The organism is Micromonospora narathiwatensis (genome assembly GCF_900089605.1).
GTDB classification, from domain to species: Bacteria; Actinomycetota; Actinomycetes; order Mycobacteriales; family Micromonosporaceae; genus Micromonospora; species Micromonospora narathiwatensis.
The window spans coordinates 4,918,501-4,941,362 of sequence record NZ_LT594324.1 but is presented as its reverse complement, the minus strand read 5'-3'; the positions used below and the strand labels follow the sequence as shown (position 1 = coordinate 4,941,362).

The 22,862-nt window shown below is 73.9% G+C and carries 17 protein-coding genes, 2 pseudogenes and 1 riboswitch; of the genes and pseudogenes, 11 read left to right on the top strand and 8 right to left on the bottom strand.

Annotation, left to right across the window (positions count from 1 at the left end):
• Positions 1 to 43 precede the first annotated feature (43 nt).
• The gene (locus GA0070621_RS21555) at positions 44 to 484 is read left to right on the top strand and encodes a hypothetical protein (protein ID WP_091198757.1); all 441 of its coding nucleotides are present in this window, start codon (positions 44 to 46) and stop codon (positions 482 to 484) included.
• Positions 485 to 486: 2 nt separating this feature from the next.
• Complete coding sequence (locus GA0070621_RS21550) at positions 487 to 1,548, top strand: SRPBCC family protein (protein ID WP_091202704.1); 1,062 nt, start codon at positions 487 to 489, stop codon at positions 1,546 to 1,548.
• A gap of 37 nt (positions 1,549 to 1,585) precedes the next feature.
• Here GA0070621_RS21550 and GA0070621_RS21545 read toward each other — a convergent pair.
• The 3 genes and pseudogenes from GA0070621_RS21545 to GA0070621_RS21540 form a co-directional block, all read right to left on the bottom strand.
• Positions 1,586 to 3,154, bottom strand: a pseudogene (locus GA0070621_RS21545) (AAA family ATPase); the annotation flags it as partial.
• A gap of 69 nt (positions 3,155 to 3,223) precedes the next feature.
• Positions 3,224 to 3,883: pseudogene (locus tag GA0070621_RS31310) on the bottom strand (AAA family ATPase); the annotation flags it as partial.
• A gap of 127 nt (positions 3,884 to 4,010) precedes the next feature.
• Complete coding sequence (locus GA0070621_RS21540; RefSeq protein WP_091198754.1) at positions 4,011 to 4,514, bottom strand: roadblock/LC7 domain-containing protein; 504 nt, start codon at positions 4,512 to 4,514, stop codon at positions 4,011 to 4,013.
• 363 nt (positions 4,515 to 4,877) lie between these two features.
• Between GA0070621_RS21540 and GA0070621_RS21535 the strand changes: the two genes are divergently transcribed.
• The 3 genes from GA0070621_RS21535 to GA0070621_RS21525 all read left to right on the top strand — a co-directional run bounded on the left by GA0070621_RS21535 (position 4,878) and on the right by GA0070621_RS21525 (position 9,221).
• Positions 4,878 to 7,748: an alpha/beta fold hydrolase gene (locus tag GA0070621_RS21535; protein WP_091198752.1), complete on the top strand. Its 2,871-nt coding sequence runs from the start codon at positions 4,878 to 4,880 to the stop codon at positions 7,746 to 7,748.
• The gene (locus GA0070621_RS21530) at positions 7,748 to 8,635 is read left to right on the top strand and encodes an ABC transporter permease (RefSeq protein WP_091198750.1); all 888 of its coding nucleotides are present in this window, start codon (positions 7,748 to 7,750) and stop codon (positions 8,633 to 8,635) included. The genes GA0070621_RS21535 and GA0070621_RS21530 overlap by 1 nt, the downstream gene beginning before the upstream one ends.
• A gap of 151 nt (positions 8,636 to 8,786) precedes the next feature.
• Positions 8,787 to 9,221: a DoxX family protein gene (locus GA0070621_RS21525; protein ID WP_167667135.1), complete on the top strand. Its 435-nt coding sequence runs from the start codon at positions 8,787 to 8,789 to the stop codon at positions 9,219 to 9,221.
• A gap of 77 nt (positions 9,222 to 9,298) precedes the next feature.
• On the opposite strand, the gene GA0070621_RS21520 is transcribed toward GA0070621_RS21525, so the two are convergent.
• On the bottom strand, positions 9,299 to 9,685 hold the full coding sequence (locus GA0070621_RS21520) for a DUF4232 domain-containing protein (RefSeq protein WP_091198748.1): 387 nt from the start codon (positions 9,683 to 9,685) through the stop codon (positions 9,299 to 9,301).
• A gap of 103 nt (positions 9,686 to 9,788) precedes the next feature.
• Positions 9,789 to 9,921: riboswitch (SAM riboswitch) on the top strand.
• Between the two features lie 12 nt (positions 9,922 to 9,933).
• On the opposite strand from GA0070621_RS21520, the gene thrC reads away from it, so the two are divergent.
• The 3 genes from thrC to paaN all read left to right on the top strand — a co-directional run bounded on the left by thrC (position 9,934) and on the right by paaN (position 14,348).
• Positions 9,934 to 11,223: a threonine synthase gene (gene thrC / locus GA0070621_RS21515; protein WP_091198745.1), complete on the top strand. Its 1,290-nt coding sequence runs from the start codon at positions 9,934 to 9,936 to the stop codon at positions 11,221 to 11,223.
• Positions 11,224 to 11,602: 379 nt separating this feature from the next.
• Complete coding sequence (locus GA0070621_RS21510; protein ID WP_091198742.1) at positions 11,603 to 12,622, top strand: GNAT family N-acetyltransferase; 1,020 nt, start codon at positions 11,603 to 11,605, stop codon at positions 12,620 to 12,622.
• A gap of 52 nt (positions 12,623 to 12,674) precedes the next feature.
• Positions 12,675 to 14,348: a phenylacetic acid degradation protein PaaN gene (gene paaN / locus GA0070621_RS21505; RefSeq protein WP_167667134.1), complete on the top strand. Its 1,674-nt coding sequence runs from the start codon at positions 12,675 to 12,677 to the stop codon at positions 14,346 to 14,348.
• 65 nt (positions 14,349 to 14,413) lie between these two features.
• On the opposite strand, the gene GA0070621_RS21500 is transcribed toward paaN, so the two are convergent.
• Entirely contained in the window at positions 14,414 to 14,938 is a 525-nt protein-coding gene (locus GA0070621_RS21500) for a GNAT family N-acetyltransferase (RefSeq protein WP_091198738.1), read from the bottom strand.
• Between the two features lie 223 nt (positions 14,939 to 15,161).
• Here GA0070621_RS21500 and GA0070621_RS30555 point away from each other — a divergent pair, with 223 nt between their 5' ends.
• The 3 genes from GA0070621_RS30555 to groL all read left to right on the top strand — a co-directional run bounded on the left by GA0070621_RS30555 (position 15,162) and on the right by groL (position 18,879).
• Complete coding sequence (locus GA0070621_RS30555; protein ID WP_013288855.1) at positions 15,162 to 15,365, top strand: cold-shock protein; 204 nt, start codon at positions 15,162 to 15,164, stop codon at positions 15,363 to 15,365.
• 109 nt (positions 15,366 to 15,474) lie between these two features.
• Positions 15,475 to 16,980 carry a hypothetical protein gene (locus GA0070621_RS21490; RefSeq protein ID WP_091198736.1) on the top strand — a complete coding sequence of 502 codons (1,506 nt, stop codon included), beginning with the start codon at positions 15,475 to 15,477 and terminating at the stop codon, positions 16,978 to 16,980.
• A gap of 276 nt (positions 16,981 to 17,256) precedes the next feature.
• The gene (gene groL, locus GA0070621_RS21485) at positions 17,257 to 18,879 is read left to right on the top strand and encodes a chaperonin GroEL (RefSeq protein ID WP_091198734.1); all 1,623 of its coding nucleotides are present in this window, start codon (positions 17,257 to 17,259) and stop codon (positions 18,877 to 18,879) included.
• A 65-nt stretch (positions 18,880 to 18,944) separates the two neighbouring features.
• On the opposite strand, the gene GA0070621_RS21480 is transcribed toward groL, so the two are convergent.
• The 3 genes from GA0070621_RS21480 to GA0070621_RS21470 form a co-directional block, all read right to left on the bottom strand.
• Positions 18,945 to 19,187 (bottom strand): hypothetical protein, encoded by a 243-nt coding sequence (locus GA0070621_RS21480; RefSeq protein WP_091198733.1) that lies wholly within the window; start codon positions 19,185 to 19,187, stop codon positions 18,945 to 18,947.
• A 93-nt stretch (positions 19,188 to 19,280) separates the two neighbouring features.
• Positions 19,281 to 20,207: a GNAT family N-acetyltransferase gene (locus GA0070621_RS21475; protein WP_091198731.1), complete on the bottom strand. Its 927-nt coding sequence runs from the start codon at positions 20,205 to 20,207 to the stop codon at positions 19,281 to 19,283.
• A gap of 94 nt (positions 20,208 to 20,301) precedes the next feature.
• Entirely contained in the window at positions 20,302 to 22,809 is a 2,508-nt protein-coding gene (locus tag GA0070621_RS21470; RefSeq protein WP_091198729.1) for a S8 family serine peptidase, read from the bottom strand.
• Positions 22,810 to 22,862: the final 53 nt, after the last annotated feature.

Below are 22,862 nucleotides of genomic sequence, written 5' to 3'. Positions count from 1 at the left end.
ACGCAAGAGGTGTCCTCGTCCGCCGGGGAGCGAAGGAGAACTGATGAAGAGCGGAGCTCGGATCGCACTGGCGGTGGGCCTCGGTTACGTCATCGGCCGCCGCAGGAAGCTGCGTAGCGCCCTCACCCTCGCCGCCGCGGTGGCCATCGGCCGGGCCAGTCAACAGCCCGGTGGCCTGCTCAAGTACGGCACGGATCTGTTGAACACCTCCCCCCAGCTCGGCAACCTGGCCCGGCTCGGCGGTCCGCTCGCCACCGCTGGCAGAGCCGCGGCGACGGCCGCAGCCGGCGGCGGCATCGATGCGTTGAGCGGCAGGCTGCGCGACGGCGCCGACGCGCTGCGCCGCAGGTCCGGCACCGGTCAGCAGGGCGAGGAGCCGCCGGAGCGGTCGGCCCCCGACGAGGAGCAGGAGCTGGCCGAGCAGCCCGCAGCGCGTGACGACGAGGACCGGGCGGAACCTGCCGGCCGGCGGCGGAGGCGGTGACCATGGCGACCGACAACCTCGCCGACAAGGCACGTGATCAGCTCGGCGGCGAGCTGCGCAACCTGGCCGCCGCGATCGGTGAGCGGGCCGTGCAGGTGATGACCGAGCGGATCACCGGCGCCACCGGCCGACTCAGCGAGTACGCCAGGCAGGGCGGCGGTCCCGGACTGATCGCCGCGGCCACCGGCGTGCACAAACTCGCCGAGGGCCACTCCCCGATGACGGCGATCTTCCATGCCGGTCTGGCCGGCGGTAAGGAGAGGTTGATGTCGGCGTTCGGCGCTGGCGGCAAGGGTGGTCGGGGCGGCCGGAAGCCGAAGGTCACCAACATCGTGGAGACCATCGAGGTCGGCGTGCCGGTCCGGGTCGCGTACAACCAGTGGACCCAGTTCGGCGACTTCCCGACCTTCATGAAGACGGTCGCCCGGGCCGAGACCGACTCCGACGAGAACCTGACCTGGAAGGCCCAGGTGTTCTGGTCGCACCGGACCTGGGAGTCGACGGTCGTCCGGCAGATCCCGGACCGCCTGATCCACTGGCGTTCCAAGGGCGAGAAGGGCGCGGTCGACGGCACGGTCAGCTTCCACGAGGTCGGGCCCGAGCTGACCAGGATCCTCGTCGTCCTGGAGTACCACCCGCAGGGCCTCTTCGAGCACACCGGCAACCTCTGGCGCGCCCAGGGGCGCCGGGTGCGGCTGGAGCTGAAGCACTTCGTCCGGCACGTGATGACCCGTACCGTGCTCGACCCCGACTCGGTCGAGGGGTGGCGCGGCGAGATCGAGGACTCCCGGGTGGTCAAGGACCACGAGACCGCGCTGCGCGAGGAGCGGACCCGGGAGGGACCGGAGCGGGGCCGTGCCGGGGGGCCCGAGGAGGAGGGCGGGCACCGTCGCCCGCCGCACCGCCGCCGGTCGCCCGAGGAGGAGGAGTACGACGCCTACGACGAGGGCGACGACTACGACGACGCCGAGTACGCCGAGCGGCCCGAGCCGGAGGAGCCGCCGCGGCACCGGGGATCCGAGCAGGTACGCCGCTCGCAGCCGCGCGACGAGCCCGGCGAGTGACGGCCGTAGCGGCGACCGGTCCCGCCGAAGCGGCGGCTCAGCCCGTCTGCTTCTCGGCGTAGGCGGCGAGCCAGGAGACCTGGGCGGGGTCGAGGGAGGGGCGGACGCGGGCGCGGGCGGTCTCGACGTGCGCGGCGGTGACCGTGGCGGCGGCCAGCGACTCGCGCATCGCCGCCAGCGCCGCCTCGCGGACCAGGGCAGCGCAGTCGGCCGCCGAGAAGCCGTCCAGCTCCGCGCCGAGCGCGGCCAGGTCGACGTCGTCGGCCAGCGGGACGTTCCGGGCGGCGGCCCCGAGGATCTCCGCCCGGGCGGGGCCGTCCGGCGGTGGCACGTACACCAGCCGTTCCAGTCGCCCGGGGCGGAGCAGCGCCGGGTCGACCAGGTCCGGCCGGTTCGTCGCGCCGACCACCACCACGTTGCGCAGCGCCTCCACCCCGTCCAGCTCGGTGAGCAGGGCGGCCACCACCCGGTCGGTCGTACCGCCGTCGGTGGCCTGACCGCGGACCGGGGCGAGCGCGTCCACCTCGTCCAGGAAGACCAGCGTCGGCGCGGCCTCCCGGGCCCGGCGGAACAGCTCCCGGACCGCGCGTTCGCTCTCGCCCACCCACTTGGAGAGCAGTTCCGCGCCCTTCACCGACAGCACGTTCGCCCGCCCCGAGCCGGCCAGCGCGGTGACCAGGTACGTCTTGCCGCAGCCGGGCGGCCCGTAGAGCAGCACCCCGCGCGGGGGCGTCACGCCCAGCCGGGCGAAGGTGTCCGGGTAGGTCAGCGGCCAGAGCACCGACTCGGTCAGCGTCTCCTTGACCTCGTGCAGGCCCCCGACGTCGTCGAGGGTCACCGAGGCCAGTTCCAGGGTGGACCCGGCCATCGTGGTGGGCCGGACCACCTCCAGCGCGGCGGTGAAGTCGGCCATCGCCACCGTCGGCGTCTCGGCCGTCTTCTGCCGCAGCGCGGCGCGTACGCCGGCCTCGCGGACCAGCGCGGCCAGGTCGGCGGCGACGAACCCCGGCGTACGGGCGGCCACCTCGTCCAGCCGGACGTCCTCGGCGAGCGGCACCTGTCGGGTGAGCACGGTCAGCATCTCCCGCCGCAACGCCTGGTCGGGCAGGGGGACGGTGATCCGCAGCGAGAGCAGGTCCGGGGCGCGCAGGGCCGGGTCCACCGCCTCGGGGCGGCCGGTGGTGCAGACCACGGCCGCCCCGGCCCGGACCGTCTCGGCGACGACCTGCCGGAACACCGTGGCCAGCGGTCCCGGCTCGTCGGCCGGGGCGACGGCCTCCATGTCGGTGACCAGCAGGACGGCGGGGCCGTTCGCGCGTACCGCCCCGGCCGCCTCGCGCAGTCGGCGGGCCGCCGCGTCGTTGGTCAGCGCGGCCAGCTCCGGCGCCCACAGCGGGCACACCCGGGCGCGTACCCGGGCGGCGACCGCGCGGACCAGCGCCGACTTGCCCGAGCCGGCCGGCCCGCTGAGCAGGACGCCCAGCGACACGGCGGTGCCGAGCCGGCCCAGCACCTCCCGGTGGTTGAAACCGAGGTCGAGCAGCTCGGTGAGTTCCTCGGCCTGGGCCCGCAGCCCGGGCAGTTCGTCGAGGCCCGGCGCCTCCGTCGGCTCGGCGAGGCCGGGCTCCGGCGGGGCCGCCGAGGCCCGTTCGGCCCCGATCCCGCCCGGCCGGTCGATCGGCGCCCGGCCGCCGGCCCCGGTCGCGTCGGGGGCCAGCCGGCCGCTCGGGTCCTGGCCGGCCGTCCCGGAGCCGCGGGTGGCCGGGCCGTGCTCCCAGCCGACCACGGTGTCCATGGTGACCAGCGCGCCGGCCGCCGGATCGGCCGCGACGACGGTGAGCAGGGTGCTGGTCCAGGCGTACCCGACGGTGTTGGCGAGGCTGCGCCGGGCGGCCTCGACCAGACCGCGGACCGCGGCGTCGGGGAGCACGTCCTGGGGCAGCAGCGAGACGTCGTCGCCGGTGGTGACCGGCTTGCCGAGCAGGGCGAGGCGGAGCATCTCCGGGGAGACCGCGGCGACGATCCCGACCGGGCCGGCCAGGGTCACCGCGCGGGCCGGGACCACCGGCAGCGGGCTGACCCGCACCTGCCCGCCGTCGCGCAGGCCCAGGTTGCCCAGGATCAGGTCGTCGGCGTAGAGCAGCGCGCTGCTCGCGGTCGCCTCGGCCGGGGCGACGATGCCGGCGGTCACCCGGCGGCCGGCCAGCCGGACCGGGTCGCCGGGACGCAGCGCCAGCGCGGTCAGCACCTCCGGGTGCAGGCGGACGACGCCACGCCGGGCGTCCAGCGCGGCCGGCCGCAGACTCGCGGTCAGGGTCAGCTCGGGTTCCGCCACCCGCCCGACAGTAGCCGCCGGCCGCAGGTCGTGCCCGTGCCGGCGGTGCCCGCGGCGCCGGCACGGGCCGGGACGCGCGTCCGCCCGGTCAGCCCTGCCCTGGCCAGGGGTCGGCTCGGCGGTGGGTTCAGGCTCCCTTCGCCCGGCCCGCCCGGTCCGCCACGGGTGGCGGTACGGCGTTCTTCAGCTCGTTGATCAGCCGCGGGCTCAGCGTCCCGCCGGCCTGGCCGGCGAAGAGCGTCATCTCGTACGCCACGGTGCCGAGGTTCGCCGAGCGGTCGGCGACCACGCCGAGCACCGAGCCGCTGCTGATCGCGCCGATCAGCAGGTACCCCTCGGCCATGTCCACGATCACCCGGTTGAGGGCGCCCAGCGCGTACCACTTCGCGGCGCCCCCGGCGAGGCTGGTCATGCCGGAGACGACGGCGGCCAGCCGTTCCGCGTTGGACCGGTCCTTGCTGCCCGACGTGGCGATCAGCAGCCCGTCGGCGGAGACCGCTATCGCCTCCACCACCCCGGCCGTGCTGGAGGTGAACGAGTCGAGCAGCCAGTGGAAGGTGCGGGCCTCGGGGCTGGGTGCCCCGGCGGGGCGCTGCCGCTCGACGTTGTCGTGCCGGAAGGGGCTGGTCACCGTGATGGTCCTTCATGACGGGGTCGGTCTGGACTGACTGCGTGCGCAATCCTTTGCAACGGACCGGAAGTTAGCGGACCCACGCGAGGCGTGACGGCCCGCGCCGAGTCGGCTTAGCGTCACTTCGGGCTGTGTCACGGCTCGTTGTGCGGTGACCACGCAGCGGTTTGCGACGGTCGCCGAGATAGCCGGATCGGTGGCGTTTTGCGGGCGTAGGCGTGAATTCACGCGATCAGAATTCCGTTCGCCGGAATGCGCTCGGCGTTCCACGGTCGACCGGATCCACCCGCCGAACGAGGCAGCCGGACGGCCGTACGGCGGATCTCAGGTACCACACAGGGTTCGAGCCGTACCGTGTGCCGCATGAGATCACCGCTCGCCGCCGCGCGGATCCGGCGTGCCCTGGCCACCCGCCGCCGCCGGGTCGTCGCCGGGGCGGTGGCGGTCGTCCTGGTGGCCGCCGCCGTGGCCTGGGCGGCCCGGCCGCAGCGGCCCGGGTTCCGGACCGAGTCGGCGCTGGTGACCGTCCGCTCCGGACCGGCCGGCGACCAGCCGGTCGACCTGGACACCACGCTCTATCTGCCGCGCGACGCCTCGGCCCGGCACCGGGTCCCGGCGGTGCTGTTGGCGCACGGCTTCGGCGGCACCAAGGAGTCGGTCCGCGCCGACGCGGAGGACCTGGCCGGCCACGGGTACGCCGTGCTCACCTGGACGGCGCGGGGCTTCGGCCGCAGCGGCGGGGAGATCCACCTGGACAGCCCGGACTACGAGGTGCGGGACGCGCAACGCCTGATCGACCGGCTCGCCGCCCGCCCGGACATCCGCCTCGACACGGCCGGTGACCCCCGGGTCGGCGTGGTCGGCGGCTCGTACGGCGGCGGCCTGGCCCTGCTGCTGGCCGCGCAGGACAGCCGGGTCGACGCGGTCGTCCCGATGATCACCTGGAACGACCTGTCCCGGTCGTTCCTGCCGGAGAGCACCGGCAAGGAACCCACCGAGGGCGTGTTCAAGAAGGGCTGGGCCGGCCTCTTCTTCGGCGGCGGCGGCAACGTCGGCTCGGGCCCGGCCGGCGTCTCCGGCAACACCGCCGGCCAGCCCGAGGGCGCCCCCGCGTCGGCCGGCGCGCCCAGCCCGCAGCCTGGCGCCGGTCCCGGCACCAGCTCCGGGCGGGTGCCCGGGGGCCCCGCCGACCCGTCCTGCGGTCGGTTCGCCGCCGACGTCTGCGCCGCGTACCTGCGGATCGCCACCACCGGGCGGGCCGACGCCCAGGCGGTCGAGCTGCTGCGCCGCTCCTCACCGGCCGGGGTGCTCGACCGGATCAAGGCGCCCACCCTGCTGGTGCAGGGCGAGGCGGACACCCTCTTCCCGCTCACCGAGGCGGACGCCAACGCGCGCGGCATCGCCGCCGCCGGCACCCCCGTCCGGGTCGCCTGGTTCACCGGCGGCCACGACGGCGGCGCGGGTCCCACCTCCGACTCCGACCGGGTGAAGTTCCTCACCGCGCAGTGGCTCGACCACTACGTCAAGGGCGAGGGCTCGGCGCCGGGCGGGTCCTTCACCTTCTCCCGGATCGCCGGTTTCGACGCGCTCGACCGGGGCCTGGTGGCCACCGGCTACCACACCGCCGACTATCCCGGCGTGGCCGGGCAGGGGCGCACCGAGGTCACGCTGACCGGCCCGGCCCGGCCGATCGCCAACCCGCCCAACGGCAACCCGGCGGCGATCTCCTCGGTGCCGTTCGCCGGGGCGATCGGTTCGCTGCTGAACGGGGTGGCGGGGGACATCCCCGGCCAGCACGCCCGGTTCGAGTCCGAGCCGCTGGCCGAGCCGGTCGACGTGGTCGGCGCGCCGACCGTACGGATCAGGGCGGCCTCGCCCACCGGCGCGGCGGTGCTCTTCGTCAAGCTCTACGACGTCGATCCGAAGGGCGCGGCCACCCTGCCCGACGGCCTGGTCGCGCCGGTCCGGCTGACCGGCCTGCCGGCGACGATCGACGCCGCCCAGCCGGTCACCGTCACCCTGCCGGCGATCGTCCGCCGGATCGAGTCCGGGCACCGGCTGCGGGTCGTCGTGTCCACCTCCGACCAGGCGTACGCGACCCCGGCCGAGCCGGCCGTGCACACCGTCGCCCTCGGCGGCGGCCCGCTGACCCTGCCCACGGTCGACGCCCAGCCGATCCCCACCACGGCCACCGTCTGGCGCTGGGCGCTGGTCGGCCTGCTCGCCGCGATCGCGGTCGGGCTCGCCGTGGTCGTCCTGCTCGCCCGCCGCCGGCACCGCCGCCAGGACAGTTCGGTCCACCCGGAGTACGCGGGCGTGCCGCTCGCCGTCCGCCAGCTCCGCAAGGAGTACGCGGACGGCTTCGTCGCCGTCTCCAACGTGGACTTCGAGGTGCACCCCGGCCAGGTGGTCGGCCTGCTCGGGCCGAACGGCGCCGGCAAGACCACCACCCTGCGGGTGCTGATGGGGCTGACCCAGCCCACCGCCGGCGAGATCTACGTCTTCGGGCACCGGCTGGTGCCCGGCTCGCCGGTGCTCTCCCGGATCGGTGCGCTGGTGGAGGGGCCGGGCTTCCTGCCGCACCTGTCCGGCCTGGAGAACCTCAAGGCGTACTGGCGGGCGACCGGGCGGCCCTGGGCGGAGGCGCACTTCGACCAGGCGCTGGAGATCGCCGGGCTGGGTGACTCGGTGCACCGCAAGACCCGCAAGTACAGCCACGGCATGCGACAGCGGCTCGCCATCGCGCAGGCCATGCTGGGCCTGCCCGAGCTGCTGGTGCTCGACGAACCGACGGACGGCCTGGACCCGCCGCAGATCGCCGAGATGCGCCGGGTGCTCCAGCGGTACGCCACCGACGGCCGGGCGGTGCTGGTCTCCAGCCACCTGCTGGCCGAGGTGGAACAGACCTGCACCCACGCCGTCGTGGTGACCAAGGGGCGGATCGTCGCCTCCGGTCCGGTCGAGGACATCGTCGGCGAGTCGCCGAGCGTGCTCTTCGAGGTGAGCGACCCGGACGCGGCGCGCAGCGTGCTCGACCGGCTGGACGGCGTACGGGTGCTGCCCGGCGGGGACGGCGGGCTGGTGGTGGACACCAACGGCACCGCCCGCAGCGAGGTGGTGGCCGAGCTGGTCCGGGCCGGCATCGGGGTGGACCGGGTGGTGCCCCGGCGTCGCCTGGAGGACGCGTTCCTCGCCCTGGTCGGCGAGAACTCTCGGGGGAGCGGGGACCGGTGATGGGACAGTCGTCATCCGTGCGTACGGCGGGCCGGGGCGGAGCGGCGCCGGGCTACCGGCCGTCGGCGACCCTGCCGTTCCGGGCCGAGTTCGGCCGGCAGGCGGCGCGGCGGCGTACCCAGCTCGCGCTCGGGTTCATGGTGCTGCTGCCGCTGATCATCCTGATCGCGTTCCAGTTCAACTCCGGCAACGCGGACCGGAACCGGAACAACGAGTTCGGCAGCCTGGTCGACCTGGCCGTCTCCGGCGGGTTGAACTTCACCCTCTTCTCGATCTTCGTGTCGTCATCGTTCCTGCTGGTCGTGGTGGTGGCGCTGTTCTGCGGGGACACGGTGGCCAGCGAGGCGAGCTGGGGCAGCCTGCGTTACCTGCTGGCGATCCCGGTTCCCCGGGCCCGGCTGCTGACGGTGAAGCTGCTGGTCGCGCTCGCGTACTCGGGGCTGGCCCTGCTGCTGCTCGCCGGCACCGCGCTGCTCGCCGGCACCCTCCGGTACGGCTGGTCCCCGCTGCGCAGCCAGGTCTCCGCCGAGCTGCCTCCGGCCGAGGGGCTGCTCCGCCTGCTCGCGGTGCTCGGCTACCTGGCGATCATCCTGCTGGTGGTGGCCGGCCTGGCGTTCCTGCTCTCGGTGACCACGGACGCCGCGCTCGGCGCGGTCGGCGGGGCGGTGCTGCTCTGGATCCTCTCCAGCATCCTGGACCAGATCACCGCGCTGGGCGGGCTGCGCGCGTTCCTGCCCACCCACTACAGCAGCGCCTGGCTGGGCCTGCTCTCCACCCCGGTGCAGACCGACGACCTGGTACGCGGAGCCATCTCGGCGATCGTCTACGCCACCGGATTCTGGGCGCTGGCGTTCTGGCGCTTCACCCGCAAGGACGTCACGAGCTGACCGGCGCAGGCGGGAGACAGTTGACAAACGGCGATATCATGGGAGCGTTCCCACTCTTCTGAACAGGGGCATTGCGGATCGTCCCACCAGGAAGGAATTTATTAACTTCGATACGTTCGAGTCGCATCCTGGAATCCATCCATCCTCGTCAATGGAGGTTCTGATGGTTCCGGCCCGGCTGAACGGTCCCGCACTCTCCCTGTTCCGCATGGTCATCGGTCTGCTCTTCGTCTGCCACGGCGCGGCGTCGGTCTTCGGCGTGCTGGGCGGCAACCAGATGAGCGGCAAGGCGATCCCGGTCGGGCAGTGGCCCGGCTGGTGGGCCGCGCTGATCCAACTCGTCTGCGGCGGCCTCGTGCTCGTCGGCCTGGTGACCCGGCCCGCGGCGTTACTCGCCTCCGGCTCCATGGCGTACGCGTACTTCGTGGTGCACCAACCGCACGGGCTGCTGCCGCTGCGCAACGGCGGTGAGATGGCCGCCCTCTTCTGCTGGTCGTTCGTGCTCATCGCGGTGCTCGGCCCGGGCAACCTGGCGCTGGACGCGAAGCTGCGCCGCCGCCCCACCCCGCCACCGCGCCTGGCCTGACCCGACGCCCGTTCGAGATCTTGGTAGCGAATGGCCCCTCCAGGGGCCGATTCCTACCAAGATCTTGAGCGGGGTGCTCAGCGGCGGCTGTCGGGGACGGGGGGTGGGGCGCTGGGCGTCGGGGCGGGACGGTCGTCCCGCTTCCAGGCGCTGACCCCGAGCCGGCCGGTGTTGCCGAGATCGATCGATCCCCGGAGCCGCGGCACCGGGTGACCCTCCAGCGCGTACGGCCCGGTCCCGCAGTTGACCAGATCCAGGCCCATCGCCCGCAGGCCCATCGCGGCGCTCACCCCGAGCGCGGTGATGCGTATCCCGTCGGCGGGGCAGGCGGCGAGGTCCGGAGTGGCGGTGGTGGACCGGATCGGCGCGTCGCCGCCGCCGACCGGGGTGCCGGTCGGTACGGGCGTGCAGGCGGCGAGTAGGACGGTGCCGGCCAGCGCGCCGAGCCGTGCCGTCATCCCCATCCCGGCGATCCTGCCACGTGTCTCCCGACTCACCGGCTCACCAGGTGGAACACCTGGTCGCGCTGGCGGCGGACCCCGCATAGACTTGACCGCACAACTGCATACCTCATCCAGAGGGGCTGAGGGATACGGCCCGATGACGCCCCGGCAACCACCCGCGCGCTCGACGTCGAGCGACGGCGGGCAGGTGCCAATTCCGTCCCCGCCGCACCCGGCGATGCGGGGAAAGATGAGAGGAATTTCTCGACATGACGTCGACGCTTCCTGCCGCCTCCGGCATCGACACCACCCTCAGCCCGGCCCGCGCCCTGGTCTGCCGCGCGTGTTCCGCGCGCTACCCGCTCGCCGCCCAGCACGCCTGCTACGAGTGTTTCGGCCCGCTGGAGGTCGACTACGACGCCGCCGCCCTGGCCGCCGTCACCCGGGAACAGATCGAGGCCGGCCCGAAGAACCTCTGGCGGTACGCCGCCCTGCTCCCCGCCGGCCAGGACCCGGCCACCCGGGTCACCCTGGACCCCGGGCTGACCCCGCTGGTCGCCGCCCCGCACCTGGCCGCCGAACTGGGCATCACCGCCCCGCTCTGGGTCAAGGACGACAGCGCCAACCCGACCCACTCGTTCAAGGACCGGGTGGTCTCGGTGGCGCTGACCGCCGCCCGGGCGCTCGGCTTCACCCGGTACGCCTGCGCCTCCACCGGCAACCTGGCCAACTCGGTCGCCGCCCACGCGGCCCGGGCCGGGGCGCCCTCGGTGGTCTTCATCCCCAGCGACCTGGAGCAGGGCAAGGTGGTGACCACCGCCGTCTACGGCGGCGACCTGGTCGCCATCGACGGCTCGTACGACGACGTGAACCGGCTCTGCGGCGAGCTGGTGGAGACCGACGAGTTCGAGGACACCGCCTTCGTCAACGTCAACGTCCGGCCGTTCTACGCCGAGGGCTCCAAGACCCTCGGGTACGAGGTGGCCGAGCAGCTCGGCTGGCGGATCCCCGCCCAGGTGGTCATCCCGATGGCCAGCGGGGAGCTGCTCACGAAGATCGACAAGGCGTTTTCCGAGCTGGTCGAGATCGGGCTGGTGGAGGCGCCGGCCGGGGGCTGGAAGGTGTTCGGCGCCCAGTCCGCCGGTTGCAACCCGATCGCCACCGCGCTGCACACCGGCAGCGACACGATCGTCCCGGTCAAGCCGACCGGCATCGCCAAGTCGTTGAACATCGGCGACCCGGCCGCCGGCCTCTACGCCCTAGAGGCGGTGCGCCGCACCGGCGGCTGGATGGAGTACGTCGACGACGAGGAGATCCGGGCCGGTATCCGGCTGCTCGCCCGTACCGCCGGGGTCTTCGCGGAGACCGCCGGCGGGGTCACCGTGGCGGTGCTGCGCAAGCTGGTCGAGTCGGGTCGCCTCGACCCGGCCGCCGAGACCGTCGTCTTCAACACCGGCGAGGGACTCAAGACGATCGACGCGGTGGCGGCCCAGGTCGGCCCGACCCACCGCATCAGGCCCTCGCTGCGCGCCGCGCGTGACGCCGGGCTCCTGGGCTGACACCGGGTCGGCGATCTGGCGGCGTCCCTGGCTCCTCCGACACCGCCGGATCGCCGAACTCCCGCCCCGGACCAGGCCCGCCCCAGACCAGGCCCGCGCCAGCCGGCCGGGGGAGGGGCGGATCGCCCGGGCGGGGGATCGGGTCGTTTCGCGGGGTAACTGGCCATTCGCTGTGAGTGTGGAAAATCCGCCGACAAGGACTTGACGGCAGGAACCGGACGGCGGAAGATGCTCGGTGCGGGAGGGCATCCGCCGAAGACTTTTAGGTCTTTTGGCCCAACGCCGGAGGCGTTGTGCGGACGTCCCTCCCGACCAACTTCCGAAGGGGCCAGCGGGAAATCCGCTGGCCCCTTCGCTGTGCGTGACGCAGGCTCGCTCCATGGCCATCTCCGTCACCCCGCTCGACCCGGACGACCACGCCACGCTCGACGAGACGTACCGGATTGCGGTCGCGGCCCAGGCCCTGGACGAGCCGGACCTCCCGCCGCTGTGTCGGCGGCGGTTCGGGGCGCCGCTCCGGCATCCGATGCCGGGGATCGACACCCGCTGGTCGGTGGCCCGGCTCGACGGGGTGCCCGCCGGTTGGATCCGTCTGTACCTGCACACGCTGGACAACACCGAGACCGCCAGCGCCGAGTTGGTGGTGGACCCGGCGTACCGGCGGCGCGGGGTGGGGCGCGCGCTGCACGAGCATGGCCTGCGGCTGCTGCGGGAGCACGGCGGCAAGCGGATGGTCGGCTCGACCGTCACCCCGTTGCCCGGGGAGGAGGGCCGGGAGCTGCCCGGGGCCGCCTTCGCCGCCGCCGTCGGCGCCCGTCCGGCGCTCGCCGACGTCCGCCGCCGACTCGACGTCGCCGCGCTCGACCGGTCCGGGCTGACGGCCCTCCTGGCCGAGGCCGGGGCGGCCGCCGCCGGCTACCGCACGGTCCGCTGGGGCGACCACGCCCCGCAGGAGTACGTCGGCGACGTCGCCCATCTGGAGGGCCGGCTGCTGGTCGACGCTCCCCTCGGGGACCTCCGGTGGGAGCAGGAGCAGATGGACGCCGACCGGATCCGGGGCCGGGAGCGGGCGCTGGACGCGCGGGGAGTCCGCCGCTACAACGCCGGCGCGGTGCACGAGGCGTCCGGCCGGCTGGCCGCCTGGAGCATGCTCAGCCTCGACGCGAACACCACCCGGCACGCCTGGCAGCAGATCACCATCGTCGACCCGGACCACCGCGGTCACCGGCTCGGCCTGTTCACCAAGATCGAGAATCTGGAGCACGCCCTGGCACACGAGCCCGGGCTGCGGACGATCGACACGTACAACGCGGCCGAGAACGCCCACATGATCGCGATCAACGAGCAGCTCGGCTTCCGCCCGGCGGCCGGCTCGACGGACTGGCAGCTGGCGATCTGAGTTGTGACACGCCCCTACTGATCTGGTGGCTTCCTGTTGCATGATGGCGGGCATGACGGAGACGCCGCACCCCCTGTACGACAGGCACGCCGAGACCCTCACCCGGGCGCTGACCGCGATCACGGAGCGTGGGTACTGGTCCGCCTATCCCGAGTCGCCCAGCCCCCGGGTGTACGGCGAGACCGCCGCCGCCGAGGGCAAGGCCGCCTTCGAGGCGTACCTGAACAGTGACTTCCCCCTCGACCAGCCGGGCGACGGCGGGACCGTCGCCACCGAGGCCAGCCCGTTCGGCGTGGAGCTGAACGTGCGCTACCCGCACGCCACCGCCGACCAGCTCGTGGCCGCCGCCAGCGCCGCCCTGCCCGCCTGGCGCGACGCCGGCCCGCAGGCCCGGGTGGGCGTCTGCCTGGAGATCCTCGACCGGCTGCACAAGAACGTGTTCGAGCTGGCCAACGCGGTGCAGTTCACCAGCGGCCAGGCGTTCGTGATGGCCTTCCAGGCCGGCGGCGCGCACGCGCTGGACCGCGCGTTGGAGGCGATCGCCTACGCGTACGCCGAGATGACCCGCCACCCGGGGACGGCCGGCTGGGAGAAGCCCGCCGGCAAGGGCGACCCGCTGCGGATGAGCAAGACCTTCCACGTGGTGCCGCGTGGCGTGGCGCTGGTGATCGGCTGCAACACCTTCCCGACCTGGAACTCGTACCCGGGTCTGTTCGCCTCGCTGGTCACCGGCAACCCGGTGGTCGTCAAGCCGCACCCGCGCGCGGTGCTGCCGCTCGCCATCACCGTCCGGTACGCCCGCCAGGTGCTCGCCGAGGCCGGCTTCGACCCGAACCTGGTGCAGCTCGCCCCGGAGGCGGCGGACGAGAAGCTCGCCTCGACCCTGGCCCTGCACCCGGCCGTCAAGATCGTTGACTTCACCGGCTCCAGCGAGTACGGCGACTGGCTGGAGGCGAACGCCCGGCAGGCCGCCGTCTACACCGAGAAGGCCGGCCTGAACACGGTGGTGATCGACTCCACCGACGACTTCGTCGGGATGTGCCGCAACCTGGGCTTCACGCTCGCCCTGTACAGCGGCCAGATGTGCACCACCTCGCAGAACCTGCTGATCCCCCGGGGCGGCATCGAGACCGACCAGGGGCACAAGAGCTTCGACGAGGTGGCCGCCGGGATCGCCGCGGCGGTCGGCAAGCTCACCGCCGACCCGGCCCGGGGCGTCGAGTTCACCGGCGCGATCGTCAACGACGGCGTGCTGGAGCGGCTGGAGGAGGTCACCAAGGTCGGCGAGACGGTGCTGGAGTCGCGGACCGTCGAGCACCCGTCCTTCCCCGGCGCCGTGGTGCGTACGCCGACCATCGTCAAGCTGGACGCGACCGACACGGCGACCTACTCCCGGGAGTGGTTCGGGCCGATCTCGTTCGTCATCGCCACCAACTCCACCCCGCACAGCCTGGAGATCCTGCGCTCGACGGTGGCCGAGAAGGGCGCACTCACCGCGGGGGTGTACGCCACCGACGAGGCGGTGCTCGACGCGGCCGAGACCGCGGCGGTCGAGGTCGGCGTGCACCTGTCCTGCAACCTCACCGGCGGGGTCTTCGTCAACCAGTCGGCGGCGTTCTCCGACTTCCACGGCAGCGGGGCGAACGCGGCGGCCAACTCGGCACTGACCGACGGCGCATACGTCGCGAACCGCTTCCGCATCGTGCAGTCGCGCCGCCACGTCTGAGGTGCGAGGAGGGGCCCTTCTTGCCGCCCACGGGTGGCGGAGGGGCCCCGGTTGGCGCCGGTCGGTCAGGCGGGGCGGCGCATCTGGAGTTCTCTGAGGGCGGGGATCCTGGGGTGCGGGACGCGTACCCCGGTGTCCACGAAGCCCAGCTTCTGGTACGCCCGACAGGCCCGCTCGTTGCCGACCACCACCTCCAGCATCAGTTCCGGCCGGCCGCAGGCGCGGGACCAGGCGGCCACCTCGTCGAGCAGCGCGCCGACCAGGCCGGTGCCGCGCCAGGCCGGCGTGACGTAGACAGCGTGGACCACGGTCAGCCCCGGCTCGTCCGGTGCGACCGAGCCGCCGGCGTGGCCGACCAGACGACCGCCCGGATCGGCCAGGAACTGGGCCACCTCCGTGCCCGTGGCGACCGCGGCGATCCGGGCCGCGTACCCGGCGTGCGGCCGGGCGGCGGCCTCCGCCACGGTCTCCAGGAACGCCAGCGGCGAGTCGGCGAGCATCTCCAACCGGAGTGCCCGCATCCGGGCGGCGTCCTCCGGGCGGGCCCGGCGGATGTTCGCGGTCCGGGGCGTGGTCGGCGCGCTGGTCATGTCGCAATGCATACCGGAGAGCGACGGGTTCCCGACTGTCCGGGTCGAATGCCGGTCGGAATATGCCCGATTTGTGGTCGTGCGCGGTCGTCACGCCTCGTGTAGCGTGCGATTTCGGTCACCCGATTCAGTGGTCGACGCCGATCGCGAACCGGTGGACCGCCGGTGCCGGTCCGCCGGTTTCCGGGTTGTGGGAACGCCGCGCAGAGTGAGGAAGTGCACCGTGGCACAGGGCACCGTCAAGTGGTTCAACGCCGAAAAGGGCTACGGCTTCATCGCCGTCGACGGCGGGCAGGACGTCTTCGTTCATTTCTCCGCGATCGAGATGGACGGCTACAAGGCGCTGGACGACGGCCAGCGGGTCGAGTTCGAGATCGCGCAGGGGCAGAAGGGCCCGCAGGCGGAGCGGGTCCGGGTCATCGCCTGATCCCGTCGCCGCCCGCCCGGCGGCCTTTCCACCCGGTCAGGGGCTGCGGTGCGGGCGCGCACCGTGGAGGATCATGAGCCGTTCCAGCCATCGCAGCTGAGGAGGGTTCATGTCCGATCAGCCGCCGTCGGATCCCGTCGAGCCGAGGCCCCCGGCGTCGTCCGGTGCCCCGGTCGACCCGACCCGGTTCGAGCCGCCGACCGCCGAGCCGGCACCGCCACCCGGGCAGCCGGGCGAGCCGGCCGCGTCCGGACAGTCCACCCCGACAGTTCCGGGCGTACCCGCCCAGTCCAGCCACGGCGACCCGGCCGTACCGGCGCAACCCGGTCGGCCCGGGCAGGGTGATCCGGCCATCCCGGCGCAACCCGATCAGCCGGTGGTGCCGGCGGCGGCACCAACCCAACCCGGTCAGCCTGTCCCGCCCGGCCCGTTCGCGGTGCCCGGGCAGCCGGTCGCGCCCTTCTACGGGGCGGTGCCCGGGCAGCCGATCGCGCCGGGCCAGGGCGGCGTGCCCGTGCCGCCCGGGCAGTGGGGCGTGCCGGGCCAGGGCGGCGTGCCCACGCAACCCGGGCAGTGGGGCGTGCCGGGCCAGGGCGCGGCTCCGGGCCAGCCGGGGTTCGGGGCGTACGGCGGGCAACCCTGGGGGGCGTACCCGTCGGACCCGGCCGGGCAGCCGCAGGGCTGGGCGTGGCCGGCCGCGGGTGGTCCCGCACCGGCCGGGGCGTATCCCGGTCCCGCGATGCCCGGTCAGCCCTACGGCTGGCACCCGGGCGTCGACCCCGGTGACCCGCTGGTCACGCCGCCGTACGCCGGGGTCGGGGCCTGGTTCGCCCGTTGCTCGGCGGCGGTACGTCGAGGCTGGCGGCCGTTGCTGCCGATCATGCTGCTCACCCAGGCGGTCCCGGCGGCGGTGATGTCGATCCTCTCGGCGACCTTCGCCCCGCCGGACCAGCTCGTCGCCGGGCCGGACGGCGCCATGGTCCTGCCGGCCGGCTACTTTCCGGACTTCTTCACCTTCTACGGCGTGATCATCGCGGCCAGCCTGCTCTTCGGCCCGTTGCAGAGCACCGGCTGGGCCGCCGGCTCCTGGGTGATCACCCGCCAGGCGGCCGGCGAGCCCGTCGGGGTCGGCGCCGCCCTCCGGTACGGCCTGCGGCGCGCCCTCGGCCTCTGGGGCTGGACCCTCCTCGCCACGCTGCTGTTCTCGGTCGGCCTCTGCTTCTGCGTGCTGCCCGGGATCTACGTGGTGTTCGCCGTGGCCCTGGCCGGCCCGGTCTACCTCTTCGAGCGGGAGAACCCGATCGGCCGGTCCTTCCAGATCTTCCACCGGCGGTTCGGGATGGTGCTGGGCCGGGTCGCGCTGGTTGCCGTCGCGGCGATCGGCGGCGCCCTGGTCGGCGCGGTGCTCGAGATGATCGGACAGTTCTCGTTCGGCACGCACCCGATGGACGCCCCCGGTACGGCGGCGGGGGTCGTCGCGGTGGCCGTGCTCTCCGCCCTGCTGGTCACCCCCGCCTACCTGGCGCAGCTCGTCGGACTGCTGGTCACGTACGCCGAACAGCGGGCCCAGGAAGGCCCGGTGAACACCGCCCAACTGGCCGCGGAACTCGGCTGAGCGGGGGCGTCGTGCTTGCACTCGGCTAGGGAGAGTGCTAAACAAGTCATTGGCACTCGCGTACGTTGAGTGCCAATGGTCGGGGCGGTAGGGCCACGGCCACGCCGGTGTCTCGATGGCATCGGGGTGGCACGAGGCCGGTCGTCGCGGGCTATCCGGCCCGGCCGACGGACGTCGTCGTCGCCAGGTGGCGACGTCCCAAGGTGCGTACACCAGGCGGCCCATCCGGGGACACAGACTCGGGTGGCCCGTGAGTGTCCAGGAGGACAACGCCGTATGGCCAAGATGATCGCGTTCGACGAAGAGGCGCGCCGCGGCCTCGAGCGGGGTATGAACCAGCTCGCCGACGCCGTGAAGGTGACCCTCGGCCCCAAGGGCCGCAACGTCGTGCTCGAGAAGAAGTGGGGCGCCCCCACCATCACCAACGATGGTGTGAGCATCGCCAAGGAGATCGAGCTCGAGGACCCGTACGAGAAGATCGGCGCCGAGCTGGTCAAGGAGGTCGCGAAGAAGACCGACGACGTGGCCGGTGACGGCACGACGACGGCGACCGTCCTGGCCCAGGCCCTGGTCCGTGAGGGCCTGCGCAACGTGGCCGCCGGCGCCAACCCGATGGCCCTGAAGCGGGGCATCGAGGCCGCCGTCGCCAACGTCTCGGAGGAGCTGCTCAAGCTCGCCAAGGACGTGGAGACCAAGGAGCAGATCGCCTCCACCGCCTCCATCTCCGCCGCTGACCCGAGCGTCGGTGAGATCATCGCCGAGGCGATGGACAAGGTCGGCAAGGAAGGCGTCATCACCGTCGAGGAGAGCAACACCTTCGGCCTGGAGCTGGAGCTCACCGAGGGTATGCGCTTCGACAAGGGTTACATCTCCGCGTACTTCATGACCGACCCGGAGCGTATGGAGGCCGTCTTCGACGACCCGTACCTCCTGATCGTCAACAGCAAGATCTCGTCCGTGAAGGACCTGCTCCCGATCCTGGAGAAGGTCATGCAGTCGGGCAAGCCGCTGCTGATCATCGCCGAGGACATCGAGGGCGAGGCCCTGGCCACCCTCGTGGTCAACAAGGTCCGCGGCACCTTCAAGTCGGTCGCCGTCAAGGCGCCGGGCTTCGGTGACCGTCGCAAGGCCATGCTGGCCGACATCGCCATCCTCACCGGTGGCCAGGTCATCAGCGAGGAGGTCGGCCTCAAGCTGGACGCCGTCGGCCTCGACATGCTGGGCCGTGCCCGCAAGGTCGTGGTGACCAAGGACGAGACCACCATCGTCGACGGTGCCGGCGACGCCGACCAGATCCAGGGCCGGGTCAACCAGATCCGTGCCGAGATCGAGAAGAGCGACTCCGACTACGACCGGGAGAAGCTGCAGGAGCGGCTGGCCAAGCTGGCCGGCGGCGTTGCGGTGATCAAGGTCGGCGCGGCCACCGAGGTCGAGCTGAAGGAGCGCAAGCACCGCATCGAGGACGCCGTCCGCAACGCGAAGGCCGCCGTCGAGGAGGGCATCGTCCCGGGTGGTGGCGTCGCGCTGGTGCAGGCCGGCAAGACCGCCTTCGACAAGCTGGACCTGGCCGGCGACGAGGCGACCGGCGCGCAGATCGTGAAGATCGCGCTGGACGCCCCGCTGCGGCAGATCGCCGTGAACGCCGGCCTTGAGGGTGGCGTCGTCGTCGAGCACGTCCGCAACATCGAGCCGGGTCACGGCCTCAACGCCGCGACCGGTGAGTACGTGGACCTGCTGGCCGCGGGCATCATCGACCCGGCCAAGGTGACCCGTTCCGCGCTGCAGAACGCCGCCTCGATCGCCGCGCTGTTCCTCACCACCGAGGCCGTCGTGGCGGACAAGCCGGAGAAGACCCCGGCTGCCCCGGCTGGCCCGGGTGGCGGGGACATGGACTTCTGAGTCCAAGCTCCACGAGTACGCCGAAAGGGGCGGGCCGCGTCAGCGGTCCGCCCCTTTCCGTTCGCTCACGTCGGCAGCGGTCGCTGGTTGCGTCGCTTGTGGGTCCGGTCGTACGGGGGCGCGATGCGGATCGGCTCGTCCACCAGTTGCAGCGGTTCCTCGGTGGGTGGCTCGTCGACGCGGGCCATCTCCGCCAGCTGCTCGGCGTCGCCATAGTCGAGCCGGTCGAACGGCAGTTGGCCGGGGAGTTCGCCGACCGGGCGCCAGCTCGCCGGCTGGTCGCCGGTCCGTTCGTCATCCGTCGTCATGGCTGCCTCCTCTACGCACGACCGTAGGCGGCGGTCAATGACCGGCGGGCTGGAATGGCATTATTTACGTCTATGTGCCTTTCGCTCCTTTAGTCATTCCTGTCCGGTCAACGCCTTGCGATACAGGAAGAACACCCGCTCGATCCGCGCGCCCGCCGCGTTCGCGTAGAACGGCACCGGACCCACCCAGCCGATCTGCGCCGTACCGTGCCCGTCCGCCGCCTGGTCGCGCAGGCAGCGCCGCAGCAGCACCCCGCCGATGCCCGAGCCCTCGGCCGCCGGGGCCGTACCCATCGGCCCGAACCAGCCCGGCCGGGACGAGCCGTACGCGGCGAAACCCAGCAGCTCGCCGTCCCGCTCGGCCAGGTGCGCGCCCGCGCCCGACCGGCCCAGGGAACCGGCCAGCTCGGCGTCCCACGCCCCGCCGAAGGTGGCGCGGGCGAACGCGGCCAGCCCCGGCAGGTCCGCCGGCTCGGCCGGGCGTACCGTCACGCCCCGCTCGGCCAGCCGGCGTTCGGCGGCCTCCGTCGTACGCAGCGCCGGGGACCCCTCCGTCAGGTCAGCGGTCATGTTCCACGCCGTACGGTCCTGCCGGTAGCCGAGCCGCAGCGCGGCACAGACCGCCGGGGTGTACCGCACGTCGATACCCGGCCAGGCGTAGTACGGGGGATTCCCGGCGAGCAGCAGCTCGACCGCGCCGAGCCCGGCCAGTCGCCGCTCCGCCTCGGCCAGCAGGGCCCGCCCGACCCCCCGCCGCCGCTCCTGCGGCGCCACCGCCAGCAGGTCGACGTGGCCGAGTCGGGGATCCCGCGCCACCGAGCCGACCAGCGCTCCGATCAGCTCGTCGCCGCGTACCGCACCGAGCGTCAGCACCGGCCGGTCGGCCGCCGCGCGGGCGGCGAGGGTGTCCACGATGGCCGGTGCCTCGGCCGCGTCCTCGGGCAGGTCGAGGGCCCGCCGGCAGAGGTCGGTGACCGCCGGCAGGCGGTCCTGGCCCAGCTCGATGATCTCCACGTCCATGGTCGCCGACCCTAGGCCATCCGTCGCCCGCCGGGCACCACCCGAGCGGCCCGACTGTCAGGTTTGTTAACCGGCGCCTCCTCGCCGGAGGCGGTCACGAAGGGGCCCCCGCCCGCTGGGCGGCGCGTACGGCGGCGTAGGCGTCGACCAGTCCGGCGCCGGTCAGGTTGCGGGCGCTGCCGCAGGTGTCCGCACCCGCGGGTACGCCGGCCTTGGCGGTGGTGTCGAGGAGGATCCGCCGGGTCCGCGCCAGGTCGCCGACGAGCGCCGGATTCGCCGACCACATCAGCGCCACCACCCCGGCCACCTGCGGTGTGGCCATCGACGTGCCGTCCAGAGTGGCGTAACCGCCCCCGGGGAACGCCGACAGCACCCCCGCCCCGGGCGCGACGAGGTCCGGCTTGGCGAGACCGCCGGCGGCGGGCCCCCGGCTGGAGAAGCTGGTGACCTGGCGCGCCCGGTCCACCGCCCCGACCGTCACCACGTCGGCGTACGCGGCCGGCGGGTCGGCGACCGAACCGCAGTACGGGCCGGTGTTGCCGGCGGCGGCCACCACCAGGATGCCGGCGGTGGCGAGCGCGGCGGTCGCCGGCCGCAGCGCCCCCGGGTCGCAACCCTCGATCGGCGGGCAGCCCCAGGAGTTGGTCAGCACATCCGGTGCGCGGTCCGGCCGGCCGTCGGTGAACGGGTTTCCGCCGGCCGGGAACGGGGCCAGCATGAACTGGAGGCAGTCGAGGTAGTGCGCCGGGCTGCCCAGGTTGCGGTCCAGGTTGACGCAGCCCACCCACTGCGCGCCGGGGGCCACCCCGATCCCGTTCCGGCCCACCGCACTGCCCACCGTGTGCGTACCGTGACCGCCCCGGTCGCCCGGCGCGGTGCGGTGCTCCCACGGGTCGTACCAGGAGTCGTCGCCGCCCCGGAAGCCGGCCGCCAGCGCCGGGTGCCGGCCGTCCACCCCGGAGTCCGAACTGCCGACCACCACGCCCGCGCCGGTCACCCGCAGCTCCGACCAGACCCGGTCCGCGCCGATCAGCGAGACGTTCCAGACCGGGCCGGCGGGTGCCGGCTGGTCCCCGTGGGCCGGGGGCTCCGCCGCCGGCAACGGGCGCAGCCGTTGGCTGACCAGCACCCGGGCCACCTCCGGCCGGCCGGAGAGCCAGGCCCGCACCTCCGGACCGCCGTCCGTCTCGATGGCGTTGAGCAGGTAGTACGGCGTCGGGTTGAGGCGCAGCCGGGTCAGCTCCCGGCGCAGGTCGCCCTGGGTCCGGTCGGCGGTGGTCACCAGGCGCCGGTAGACCTCCGTCGCCCGGCTGTTCCGCCCGTCCCGGCCGGGTGCGCCGGCCGGGATCCCGCTCAGGTCGGCCTGCTCGCGCAGCACCACCAGCAGCCGCTCCCCGTACAGGCCGGGGTGGCCGGGGACGACGTACACCACGGCCACGGCGGCGAGCAGGGACGCGGCGGCCAGGCCGGCCGCCGTGCGTCGGGGGGCGCCGGCGCGGGGCCGGGCCAGCAGGACGCCGTACCCGACGGCGAGCAGCACCGCGACGGCGAACGCCGCGCCCGCTCCGACGGCGACCCAGTACGGGACGTCGCGGCCGGCCGCCAGCAGGACGGTGATCTCCTCCGGGTCGGTGAAGGCGAGCGGCCCGGCCAGCGCGAGTCCGACCAGCCAGCGGACCGGGGCGCGGCCGGCCGGCCGGCCGGAGCGGCGGGCGGCGGCCTCCAGCGCGGCCAGCACGAAACCGAGCGGCGGCAGCAGCAACAGCGCCGGTAGCTGTGCCCCGGACTGCCCGGCCCCGGCGGCCAGCGGCAGCAGGGCGACCCCGGCGACCAGGCCCCCGACCAGCACCAGCCGGGCCGGGCGCGGCGGCGTGCCGACGGCGAACCGGGCCCAGAACGTGGCGTCGAGCAAGGCCCCGGCGAGGCCGCCGAGCGCGGCGGCGGCGAGGCCGGCGAGCAGCGTCTCCAGCGCCCCGCCGAGCGCGCCCACCCAGGCCCAGGGCAGCAGCGACGCCAGCCCGGCGGCGACCGCCAGCAGGGTGACCGGGCCGAGCCGGCGCCCGCCGTCACCGCCCGCCGGTCCGGTCGGGCGCACCGCCGGGCCGGCCACGAGGTGTTCCGCGGCGGCCGGCGGCGCACCGCTCGGGCCGGGGACGGCGGTGCCGGGCGCGGCGTTCGCGCGGCGGCGCGACAACCGACCGACGATCAGCGCGAGCACCGCGGCGGTCGCGGCCAGCGCCGCCAGGTACGCCTCCTGGTGTACCGGCGGCACCGTGCGTAGCAGGGCCAGCGCGCCGAGGGCGAGCGCGCCGCCCAGCCACGCGCGGCCGGTGGCCCGGACCGCCGGGGAACGGGGGAGCAGCGCGAGCGCCAGGCTGGGCGCACCCACCAGCAGTACGGTGGCCAGCGCGACCAGCGGCCACACCAGCACCGCCCGGGGCAGGCCGGTGACCAGCAGCACCTGGTCGACCGCCCAGCCGACGACCTGGCCCGACACGGTCACCAGGACGGCCCAGCCGCCGACGAGCACCGCCGCGACCACCGGCCAGGGGCCGGGCCGATGGGGGGCGGGAAACGGGGCTGCGGCGGGAGCGATCTCCATGACCCCTCACCGTACGGCCCGACGGCACATGTCGCCGGAGCGCCGGGACGGTT

Bases quoted from the DNA above. Each gene is read 5' to 3' on its own strand.
- GA0070621_RS21555 (WP_091198757.1), top strand. From the start codon at position 44: ATGAAGAGCGGAGCTCGGATCGCACTGGCGGTGGGCCTCGGTTACGTC.
- GA0070621_RS21550 (WP_091202704.1), top strand. From the start codon at position 487: ATGGCGACCGACAACCTCGCCGACAAGGCACGTGATCAGCTCGGCGGC.
- GA0070621_RS21535 (WP_091198752.1), top strand. From the start codon at position 4,878: ATGAGATCACCGCTCGCCGCCGCGCGGATCCGGCGTGCCCTGGCCACC.
- GA0070621_RS21530 (WP_091198750.1), top strand. From the start codon at position 7,748: ATGGGACAGTCGTCATCCGTGCGTACGGCGGGCCGGGGCGGAGCGGCG.
- GA0070621_RS21525 (WP_167667135.1), top strand. From the start codon at position 8,787: ATGGAGGTTCTGATGGTTCCGGCCCGGCTGAACGGTCCCGCACTCTCC.
- GA0070621_RS21520 (WP_091198748.1), bottom strand. From the start codon at position 9,685: ATGGGGATGACGGCACGGCTCGGCGCGCTGGCCGGCACCGTCCTACTC.
- thrC (WP_091198745.1), top strand. From the start codon at position 9,934: ATGACGTCGACGCTTCCTGCCGCCTCCGGCATCGACACCACCCTCAGC.
- GA0070621_RS21510 (WP_091198742.1), top strand. From the start codon at position 11,603: ATGGCCATCTCCGTCACCCCGCTCGACCCGGACGACCACGCCACGCTC.
- paaN (WP_167667134.1), top strand. From the start codon at position 12,675: ATGACGGAGACGCCGCACCCCCTGTACGACAGGCACGCCGAGACCCTC.
- GA0070621_RS21500 (WP_091198738.1), bottom strand. From the start codon at position 14,938: ATGACCAGCGCGCCGACCACGCCCCGGACCGCGAACATCCGCCGGGCC.
- GA0070621_RS21490 (WP_091198736.1), top strand. From the start codon at position 15,475: ATGTCCGATCAGCCGCCGTCGGATCCCGTCGAGCCGAGGCCCCCGGCG.
- groL (WP_091198734.1), top strand. From the start codon at position 17,257: ATGGCCAAGATGATCGCGTTCGACGAAGAGGCGCGCCGCGGCCTCGAG.
- GA0070621_RS21480 (WP_091198733.1), bottom strand. From the start codon at position 19,187: ATGACGACGGATGACGAACGGACCGGCGACCAGCCGGCGAGCTGGCGC.
- GA0070621_RS21475 (WP_091198731.1), bottom strand. From the start codon at position 20,207: ATGGACGTGGAGATCATCGAGCTGGGCCAGGACCGCCTGCCGGCGGTC.
- GA0070621_RS21470 (WP_091198729.1), bottom strand. From the start codon at position 22,809: ATGGAGATCGCTCCCGCCGCAGCCCCGTTTCCCGCCCCCCATCGGCCC.